Raw genomic sequence first — 9,525 nt, 5'->3', positions numbered from 1 at the left:
GGGACCATCCCCGCGTGCGCGGGGAGCACCCTTGCCGACCTGGATGTCTACCGGTGGGTAACCGAGAAGTTCCCCAAGATCATTCTCGGCCGTCCGATCGGCGGGCGGCCCCGGAACCGTAACGGCGGTACTTGGCGGCCTTGCTCCAGCCGGCCCGCATCCGGTTCGGCTCGCGACCTCCCGGATGCGGTCGGCTCATCAGGGTGATGCCTTCCCGGTCGACCGGTGTCCACTTGTGTTTGTGGCAGGTGACCGTCATGCCCTGCTCGTTACGGGCGGGACGGATCATGATCGCGTCCCCGTCCTTACAGAGCTCGGTCACCCTGGTCCACAGGGAGTCCCGGACTCGCGCGGTCACCTTTCCCACGAACATGCCGGGTTTCACCTCCATCAGCCACAGGGTGAGGTGACCGCGTAGCCCCTCCGGGCAGTTGGTGAGGACGATGACGATCACTCGTCCGGCCCCCAGACCCGCTCCGCGTCGGCGGAGTAGTCGACGCCGCCCGGCACCTCACCGAGTCTGTCGTCCCACAGCGTCGCCGTGACCGTGAGATCACGCCCGTCCTCGTCCACGTCTCCGTCGGGGAACAAGAGCCGTTGGAGGTCGGCCACACACCGTTTCATCAGCGCGCCCGAGGCGAACCGCGCGCGCAGCCTGGTGCGCGCTTCGCGGGGGATGTCGTCGGCGCCGTCCGCCACCACGTCGAATGCGTTGGGGATCGAGTAGTCCGCCTTGTAGAGATCGGCGATGTCGTGCACGAACGCGGGATAGTAGCCGGTGTGGACGAAACCGAGGCCCGGCGACATCCCCATGGCGACGATGACGCTGTGGCAGATGCCGTACAGGCAGGCGGTTCCCGCCGACAGCGCCTGGTTGATCGGGGTTCCGCCGGCGAAGTCCGTCCTGTCGTACTCGCGACGAGTCCACGCCACACCGGTGCGCTCTGCGTGCGTCCGGTAGCACTGCTTGACCCTGGTCCCCTCCTTCCCCCGAAGGGTTCGCATGTCGTAATCGGTCGGATCATCGTCCGGAAACCGCATCCGGTACATGTCACGTGCCACCCGCAGCCGTTCCCGGTCGGAGGCGAAAGCTCGGGCCTGTGCCTGTAGGAGCCTTGTGGACGACGACAGGGGTCTGCCGTGCGTGTACATCCGGACGCCCTGTTCACCTACATCGACAAGGGTGGCGCCGTTGTCGGCGAGCAGCCGCCGGGCACTGTGGCTGATGGTCGTTCCGGGACCGAGCATCAGAACGCCCAGTCCGGCGCCCGGAAGGTGTTCGACACCGCGTTCATCACGTAGCGTGATCCCGTTCTGGTGGCGATCGATGACGCACCTCTCCCGGTACAGGAACGTGATCCGGTTGCCCATGGTGGTCAGTTCGGTGGCGCCCGGTGGTGGGATGGCCGAGATGGTCATGGGGTCACCCGGGCCAGGGTCATGAGGCCGCAGCCGTAGCCGCGTGCCCGGCCGATACCGGCGCACAGCATCCGGCGGAACGCCGTCGGCTCGGTGATCGACAGGACGCCGTCGAATGTGGCTACCTTCAGGGTGACCGGCTTTCCCTGTCGCGTGAACTGCCAGGTCCGGGACGCCTGGACCGCCACGGTCGCCGGGTCGATCGCCATGCCGTGTTTCTCGGCGCGGTCCAGTAGCCAGCCGGTCTGCTGGGCGACGGTGACGTGGCCGAGCGCCACGGTCTTCTCGTGGTGCGTGGTCCGGCCGAATCTGACCGGGTTGGCGGTCAGCCGGAACGCCCAGGTCTGGCCGTCGTCGAGTTTGTCGAGGAACGGCTGGTACTCGACGGTATCCCAGCCGCCGGGCAGTTCCGGCCAACCCGCGTGTTCCTTCAACGCGGTCGGGTCGGGGCGTTCGGGCCCGGAGATGTACAGGGTCACGTTCGGCCCCCGGTGATCCACCCGCCACAGCACCCGGGACTCGGGTGTGGGCGCCGGTGCGTCCATGTAGGAGGACAGTACGGCGGCGTGCATCGCCTGCGGGGAACCCAACAGCTTGCGTGCCTCGCGCCGCTGCGGGTTGACCCGGAATCTGGTGAGGTACAACGTCAGCCTCCGAATACCGCGGGTTCGTGGTCGGGCAGGGCGGGCGTCGGCTCCGGTCGATCGACGCCGAGCGGGTTCTCCAGGAGTACCGAGCCCCGTATCACCGGCCGCCAGTCGTGTTGTCGGTGTTCGGGGTCGAAGCTGACCGGGATGTCGCGTTGCATGTCCATGCCGGGTGTGAAGGGCTCTCCCGGCCCGGCGTCACGCGCGATGTCGAGTCGCACGCTGCCCGGTGCGCGCCGCGCCACCGGTTCCGGTACCTGCCACTCCAGTTCGTTCAAGACTTCGATGTAGCCGCGGTCGTCGGGTTTGCCGACGACCGGCCGCCCCGGCGGGCAGGACCGCCGGCCCAGGTACAGCGGATACTCCGGGCGGAGCAGCCGTTCCCGCAACCCGTCGAGCAGCGCCGCGTCGCCCTCCAACACCACCAGGAACGCGGCGTCGGCCAGGTAGAGCCGGTGCGACAACGGAAGCGACGAGCCGTCGAGCCGCTTGGCGGTCTGGAAGTCCCGGACGATGCTGCCCGCCCGTTCGGTCCTCACCCCGAACCGCAGGCCCAGCAGGTCGTCGGGCAGCGGATCGGTGCGGCGGTGGCCACGGGCGGCGGCGAGCATCCCGATGACGCCGCTCTTGGTGGGCTCCCGGGCGGTGTCGCGGCGGACGTAGCGGCTGCGCACACCCCACGCCTGCAACGGCCCGGAGAGGGTGAACCACAGGCTGGTCACGACGTGATCCGTTCGGCGACAGCGGTCTCGATCGCGTCGAGGAGTCCGCGTTGCGTCATGGACTCACCGAGTTCGGCGACGGCGGCGGTGGTGTCACCGACGTGCAGCACCCATGTCTGCAGCGGCGCGAGCGCGTCGTACTTGGTGGCCGTCTCGGTGGCGTAGCGGCGCAGTTCCTCGGCGGCCTTGGCGATTCGGCTGGACTTGTCCTCCGGTTCCACCGGCACCTCGAAGGCGGCGGCGTAGTTGACGGACTGGCTGTCTCGCAGGCTGACCACGACGGCGTCGGGCAGGGTGCGGTTGGCGAAGGTGTTCTGTTTGCCGGACGGCATGCTGGTGATGAACGCCGAGACGAACGCCTTGACGGCGCGCACCGTCGCGGTGTCGTCGCCGAGGTTTCGCCGCAGCGCATCGACGTCCACTGTGGCGTACCGGTAGAGTGTGGAGGAGTTGAACTCGACGGTGCCGATCATTCCCGCGCCGGTCTCCTCGGCGTCCTGTTTGGAGTCGTCGACGGCGGTGAAGTAGTCGAACTCGTTGGCGACGCCGTGGACGCTGATGGCGTGCGCGACCTGGCAGGCGGCGTCGACGTTGATGTCCGGCAGGTCGGCCACCATCCGGCCGAACAGCGCGATGTCCACCGAGTGGTCGGAGTCGATGATCTGTCGCAACGCCTTCTTGTCCGACTTCTCGCCCGACCGTGCTGCCGCCACGACGGCGCGGGCGAGCTTGTCGTACTGGTTGTTCGACAGGAACAGCAGGTATCCGGACTCGTGGGAGGTCTTCTCCTCGGTGGTATCGGTCTTCTTGGTCTTCTTCGCCTCGATCTTGACGCCCGCGTCCTTGAAGGCGGCGATCGCCAGCTCGGTGGCGTCGTCGTTCAGGCCCTCGTCGAGTGCGGCGATCCGCGCGGCCAGCGCCTCCACCACCTGTTTGGTGCGGCGGCCCAGGTCGGACTCTTCCAGCACATCCTTGAACTCCTTGCGGATGGCCCGCTTCCACGCCTGACTGGACACCCGCGCCCTGGTGACCCCGCCGAAGACGGCCGTCTTGGGGGAACCGGTGTCGTCCCGGTTCAAATTGGACGGTGGGACGGTCTGGATGGCGTGGACGTCGATGACGGTGCGGCTCATGTTGTCGGGTCTCCTTGGGAGTCGGATTTGCGGGGAGCGATGTGGTTCTCGAAGTCGCGGGACCAGGACAACCGGACGCCGTCCCGGCTTCTGCGGTACTGCCAGGTGAACAGGTCGCCCGTCAGCTGGCCGTAGTCCATGGCGATGCCCTGGTCGCGTAGCATCCGCACCATGGTGCGCAGGTGGTGGATCAGTTCCGGGTAGCCGTCGGCGGTCACCAGGGCGGCGAACCGGCGACGCACGGCGGTCTCGTTGCCGTCGCCCCAGGCGAGTCGCGCCAGCGCCGTGCCGGGCCGGGTACCGCCGTGTATGGGTTCCCGCCGCGACTGCTGGTGGATCGCGTACAGCGTCATCGCCGTCCGCACCGCTATCTCGGCCTTGGTGGGGTCGTCGGTGAAGCGGCGCTCCTTCCCGTTGCCGGTCAACGGGTACAGCTCGACCGGTACGTGGGTGTACATGTCGACGGTGAAGGCGTCCATGCTGACGCCGCGCCAGGTGCCGTCGTCGGCGGCGGCGCGACGCAGTTGCGCGAGCGCGGCCTTGGCCGGTGGCGTCGGATCCGGGCGGCAGTACTGCTTCTGCAGGCTCGCGACCCTGCCCCACACCAGTCGGGACAGTGCATCGCGTTGTCCGGCCCAGGTGGTGGGGCGTTCCTTGGTGGTGGTGTCGGTGGTCATGCGGCGACCTCTCGTGTCTCGTCCGAGGCGTGTGCCTTGGGCAGTGCCTTTCGCAGTCGGTGATTCAGCCACCGTTCGGCGGTGGCCACGTTGATCTGGCGGTCGTCCTCGGTCCGGCCCCGGTAGGCCGACGGCGGGGTCGCCGCGATCAATCCGTGTTTCAGGCGTCGCAGTGCCCGGCCGGCCCGCTGCTGCCAGTCGATCGCGGCATCTTCGACGTCGGTGTGCTCGCCCAGGCCCGACAACCACTCCCGGAACTCTCCGTCGATGGCGTGGTATCCGGCCTCCCTGGCCCGGTCGCGCTGCGCGACCTGCGCGAAGGAGTCTCCACCTGCCGCACGCACCAGGTCGGCGGCGAACAGGCCGACCGCCTTGCACGCCTCTACGGCCGCCTCTACGGCGTCGCGGACCAGCCGCCGCAGCTCGGGGTGGGTTTCGCGCAACAGCGCGGCCTGGAATTCCAGGTCGTCGGTGACGACCTCATTGGTGACGGCGTTCTGGGTGCCGTACTGCATTCCGACCGCGCGTAGCGTGACCGTGGAGGTCTGCTGCCCGAAGGCGTCGGCATCGGCCTGTGTCTCCAGGTGCTCGACCACACCAGGTGGCCGGAAGTCCGGCTCAGCGTTGGCCGTTCCGGCGGGCGGGGCGGGCAGCAACGACTCCGCCGAACGCCACAACGACTTCTCGGGATCGTGCAGGCGCGGAAAGTAGACCAGGGGCAGGCCGAGCTTCTTCTCCTGGATCCTGCTGCGCCGCCACATGGTCATGGGCTCCAGCGGAAAAGTCTCATGGGCCGGCAGCCGGTCACCGTTGGCAACCACCACACCGGTGACGGCCTCACCGTCGCAGACCAACCGGATGCGCCGCGACTGCCAGGTGTAGAGGTCCGCGACCCCCGTCGGCCTCCGTTCCACCGCGGCGGTTCCCTCGGGCGCGGAGGTGTGCGGTGGACGCTCCCAGACGGCGGTGCCGACGTCGCGGTCCGACACCAGGTTGAGCAGCAGCGTCTCGGTGAGATTCCCGCCCCGGACGTACACCCCGCCGAGGGCTCCCGCGTGCCCGGTACCGATCGGGTACCCCTTGCCGCCCTTGACCCTCGGGTCCCCGACCGCGCCGGTCTTGATGCCGGAGACGTCATAGCCCTGCAACTGGACGAGCCAGCGGGTGGCCTCGGCGAACGAGATCCGTTCCAGGGCGGTGCCGCTGCGGCCGATGAACAGCGGCCCGCCGGTGGGCACGTCGGAGATCAGCTTCTCCAGTCCCGAGACCTCGTCCTTAGCGCTTCGCAGCCCCACCACCTGGTAGAACGGCGTGGACGGATGGAAAAGCCAGAACCGGTCGGCGTGCCGGTCCAGGTACTCCTTGATCGAGGCGACCGGCAGGGCTCCGGCTTCGAACAGATCGCCCCATCCTCGCGGGCTCGGCCCATCCACCGCGCGATGCACGATCGCCAGCAACAACCGCATGATCGCGAAGGACTGGGTCGGGGACTCGCCCAGCAGTTCGACGACCTCGTCGGCGCGGGCGAACAACTCCCGCAACGACAGTTCCTCCACCGCACCGTCGGTCGTCAACACCTGAATCCAGGCGCTGTCCAGCAGTGAGAAGCGGACCTCTATGTCCATGATGGCGCCTCCTGATATGCGTCGAGGGTAGGTCGGCGGAATCCGGTTTCGTCACTGTCCGTATGGGCGCGGATTTCGATCCGTCCGGAGCGCAACCGATCACCGCGCGGTTCGTTAAGCGGCGCGGCGTACCGTCAGGCCGGTGTCGGGGTGGTAGGTGATGTGGTGGCCCGCGACGGTGGCGGCGAGGGTGTCGGCGGCGAGCGGCAGGACCAGTTCACCCGCCAGCCAGTGCGAACCCTGCCAAGCCGGGTTGTCATTGCGGGATTCCAGTTCCGCGATCACCTCGTCCGACGTCAGCCAGAACGGCAGATTCACCGCGCAGCCCAGGGCGGCCTTGGCGAGCCGGGGCAAGGGCTCCGATTCGCGCGGTATCTCGGTTCCGGCGAGTGCGGGTAGCCAGTCCGGCAGGAACCAACGGCCGTCCCGCTCGACCAGCAGGAGCACTTCGAGGGAGTCCATGCCGTCGCGGACCTGCCCGATGCCGGCGGCCTGGTCGTCCACGTCCCCCACACCGACGTCAAGCCAGCCCAACAACGACGTACCGGGTTCGGCGAGGTCCTTCAACCGAAACCGCTTCGCCTTCACGGCATCCCGCTCCCGCCGTGCGGTGAAGTCCGTGAACGCGGAGTCGACGGCCGGCCGCCATTCCGCGGGCCCGGCGGGTGCGTCACCGTAGGCGCGTTGCACCAAGGGGGCGATGTCACCGGGAAGCGCGACGACGCAGCCGGACTCGTCGACGTGGTCGGCCAATACGGCGGCGGAACGCCACAGCGTGTAGACGTCGTAGATGCGGGTGGAGGCCGTCACCGGCGTCGGCGGTCCCGCAGCCCAGTCCGCTCCGGTGATGAGGCATCGGGCCTCGCGAAGTGGTTCGGGACGGTCGGACTGCTCCGGTCCCCTCATGTGCCGGTGGACCCGTCCCATTCGTTGCAGGATCAGGTCTATCGGAGCGAGATCGGTGACCAGTAGATCGAAGTCGATGTCGAGGCTCTGCTCGGCCACCTGTGTGGCGACCACGATGGTCGGTGTCGTCACGGCGTCCCGGTCGGCGCCGAACTCGGTGCGCAGCCAGTCGTCGTTGCGCTCCCGGTCGGCGGCTATGAACCGGGAGTGCATCAGCCTCACCCGGACCGTGCGTCCGAAGTGGTCGGCCAACGCGGCGGCGGTACCGGTGGCGCGCGCGACCGTGTTGCGGATGACGAGCGCGCAACCGCCGTCCCGCAACGCATCGGCGAGTTCGGTGATCAGCGGCCCGTACTCGTCGTCCTCCGGCTCGTCCAGGTACCCCACTGAGACACGGGTGCGGCGGGTCGCGTCCGCCTCGCTCGCCACGACCCGGACGTCACCCGTCTGACCCGCCGAGATGATCGCCGGATACGGCACGTCGATCAGAGCGGCCGTATCCGGTGCGGTGCCCCGGTAGGCGGTGAGGAGTTCGGCCCGGGTCGCGGCGGGCAGCGTCGCCGACAGCACGATCACCGAGCACCCGTATCCGGCCAGCCAGTTGACCGCCTGGTGCAGGTATTGCGACATGTACACGTCATAGGCGTGCGCCTCATCGATGATCACGGTCTTGCCCGCGAGGCCGAGATGCCGCAGCACGACGTGCCTCGATTTCAAGGCGGCGAACAGAATCTGGTCGATGGTCACGACCATGAACTGCGACAGAAGACCCTTCTTCCGGCCCGCCAACCATCGATGCGCGGCGACGGCGGGCAACGAACTCCGGTTGCCCGGCCGTCGCGTCCAGTCGGCGTCCACACAGGCGTAACCGTCCCGCAGTAGCGTCTGGAACTGCGCGTTGAACCGGCTCTTACCGTGGCCGAGCCCCAGATCGAGCGGCGCGTCGTCGTCCCGAACCACGCTCCGAAGCCAGGCGAGGATACGGCCGAGCATCGCGTCGCTGGTGGCGCGGGTGGGAAGCGCGAACACCACGCCACCGCCGTCGCGTTCGGCGATCACCTCGGCCGCGAGCAACGCCGCCTCGGTCTTGCCCTCACCCATCGGCGCCTCAATGACCATGATGGACGGGTCGGGGAGTCCGCGTGCCACGTTCACCGCCGCCACCTGAAGCGGTCGGGGCGGCCGGTTCTCGAACCGCGACCGGTAGAACTCCGAGACGTCGGTTGGCAGGTCCGATGCCCGCCAGCGCGGCGGCAGTGACACCTGTCGCCAGCCGGCAGTGATCCGGTCGGACCGGTCCACCGACGAGTACGGGAAGTACTCCTCGTTACTGGCGATCCAGTCGGCCATGATCACGATCGCGGTGAGCAACACCTGAGCCTGCTGGGTGAGGCACAGATCCCGCCAGGAGTCGAGCCGGTCGGTGACCTCGGCACCGGCGGCGGCCCAGTCCAGCAACTCCCACTGCACGTCCCGCCACGCCGAGCGACGGGTGTCGCCCGGCCGCCACCCCATGGCGGGCTTCGTCATGGTGTGCTCGGCGATCTCGGTCAGCATCCCCCTGGTAGGTGGTGTGCCGTGGTGCCCACCGACCACACACCCGGCCTGCCGCGCCTGCGACCGCTTCCAGCCGTGTCGTTCGATCAGCCAGGTCTCCAGGATGAGTTGACCCGTGACGGTGTGATGCGCGCAGGCCGGATAGGACGTCCGACGTTCCCACCGCAGCCCGAAGGCAGTGCCACGGTCGGCCAACCGGGGAACCTGGCAGGTGAACGACGGTGTCGCCTTCCCGATGTCGTGGACGCCGGCGAGCCACACCACCAGGCGGCGGGCGTCGTCCTCCCCGCCCGGTACACAGTCGGAGATGACGCGGCGGGCACGGTCGGGAACCCAGTGGTCCCACAGCAGGCCCGCGACCGGCCCGGCGTCGGCCAGGTGCCGCCACAACGGCAGCCAGTCGTCGGAGTCCCAACTCGCCTTGCCCCACACCACACCCGCCGCCCTGGACAGTTCGGCGGGGTTCCATGTCTCGCCCACGCGCAACAGATACACGACGCCGACCCGGTGGGGTGACGGACTGGTTGTGCGACAACGAGACTGTGCCCGATCGGACCGCCACGCCGCCCGAACGGGGTGTCCGGCCGTCCGATCATGCGACGAAGCGGGATCGTGAGCCTCGGGTGCCGCGCCGGCTTCACCGAGTAGGCTCAACGGCGACCCGAATCCGGCTTCGACAGTGGAACCCACAAATGATCTTGGTGAAAAACCCGGTTACCCACCGGTAGACTCCCAGGTCGGCAAGTCTGCTCCCCGCACACGCGGGGATGGTCCTCTAGTGTTTAACGGGGCGGGTACCGCACTACCCTGCTCCCCGCACACGCGGGGATGGTCCCCCA

At 68.5% G+C, this 9,525-nt stretch carries 8 protein-coding genes; all 8 read right to left on the bottom strand.

All coding sequences use genetic code 11. The features are described 5' to 3' along the window. Positions 1-79: 79 nt before the first annotated feature. Entirely contained in the window at positions 80-454 is a 375-nt protein-coding gene (gene cas2e, locus LX16_RS21515; protein ID WP_147142336.1) for a type I-E CRISPR-associated endoribonuclease Cas2e, read from the bottom strand. Further along, on the bottom strand, positions 451-1,419 hold the full coding sequence (gene cas1e / locus LX16_RS21510; RefSeq protein WP_147142334.1) for a type I-E CRISPR-associated endonuclease Cas1e: 969 nt from the start codon (positions 1,417-1,419) through the stop codon (positions 451-453). Before cas1e ends, cas2e begins: the two co-directional genes overlap by 4 nt. Continuing rightward, on the bottom strand, positions 1,416-2,063 hold the full coding sequence (gene cas6e, locus LX16_RS21505) for a type I-E CRISPR-associated protein Cas6/Cse3/CasE (protein ID WP_147142331.1): 648 nt from the start codon (positions 2,061-2,063) through the stop codon (positions 1,416-1,418). Before cas6e ends, cas1e begins: the two co-directional genes overlap by 4 nt. A gap of 2 nt (positions 2,064-2,065) precedes the next feature. After that, complete coding sequence (cas5e, locus tag LX16_RS21500; RefSeq protein ID WP_147142328.1) at positions 2,066-2,788, bottom strand: type I-E CRISPR-associated protein Cas5/CasD; 723 nt, start codon at positions 2,786-2,788, stop codon at positions 2,066-2,068. Next, positions 2,785-3,921: a type I-E CRISPR-associated protein Cas7/Cse4/CasC gene (gene cas7e, locus LX16_RS21495; RefSeq protein WP_147142325.1), complete on the bottom strand. Its 1,137-nt coding sequence runs from the start codon at positions 3,919-3,921 to the stop codon at positions 2,785-2,787. The genes cas5e and cas7e overlap by 4 nt, the downstream gene beginning before the upstream one ends. Next, the gene (gene casB / locus LX16_RS21490; protein ID WP_147142321.1) at positions 3,918-4,598 is read right to left on the bottom strand and encodes a type I-E CRISPR-associated protein Cse2/CasB; all 681 of its coding nucleotides are present in this window, start codon (positions 4,596-4,598) and stop codon (positions 3,918-3,920) included. Before casB ends, cas7e begins: the two co-directional genes overlap by 4 nt. After that, on the bottom strand, positions 4,595-6,223 hold the full coding sequence (casA, locus tag LX16_RS21485) for a type I-E CRISPR-associated protein Cse1/CasA (RefSeq protein ID WP_147142319.1): 1,629 nt from the start codon (positions 6,221-6,223) through the stop codon (positions 4,595-4,597). The genes casB and casA overlap by 4 nt, the downstream gene beginning before the upstream one ends. A 114-nt stretch (positions 6,224-6,337) precedes the next feature. After that, positions 6,338-9,166: a CRISPR-associated helicase Cas3' gene (gene cas3 / locus LX16_RS21480; RefSeq protein ID WP_211354681.1), complete on the bottom strand. Its 2,829-nt coding sequence runs from the start codon at positions 9,164-9,166 to the stop codon at positions 6,338-6,340. Positions 9,167-9,525 lie beyond the last annotated feature (359 nt).

Origin of the sequence: Stackebrandtia albiflava (assembly GCF_007994225.1) — a bacterium.
Classification (GTDB): Bacteria; Actinomycetota; Actinomycetes; order Mycobacteriales; family Micromonosporaceae; genus Stackebrandtia; species Stackebrandtia albiflava.
Note: the sequence above shows the minus strand (reverse complement) of the source record. Positions and strands in the feature narration are given on the sequence as shown.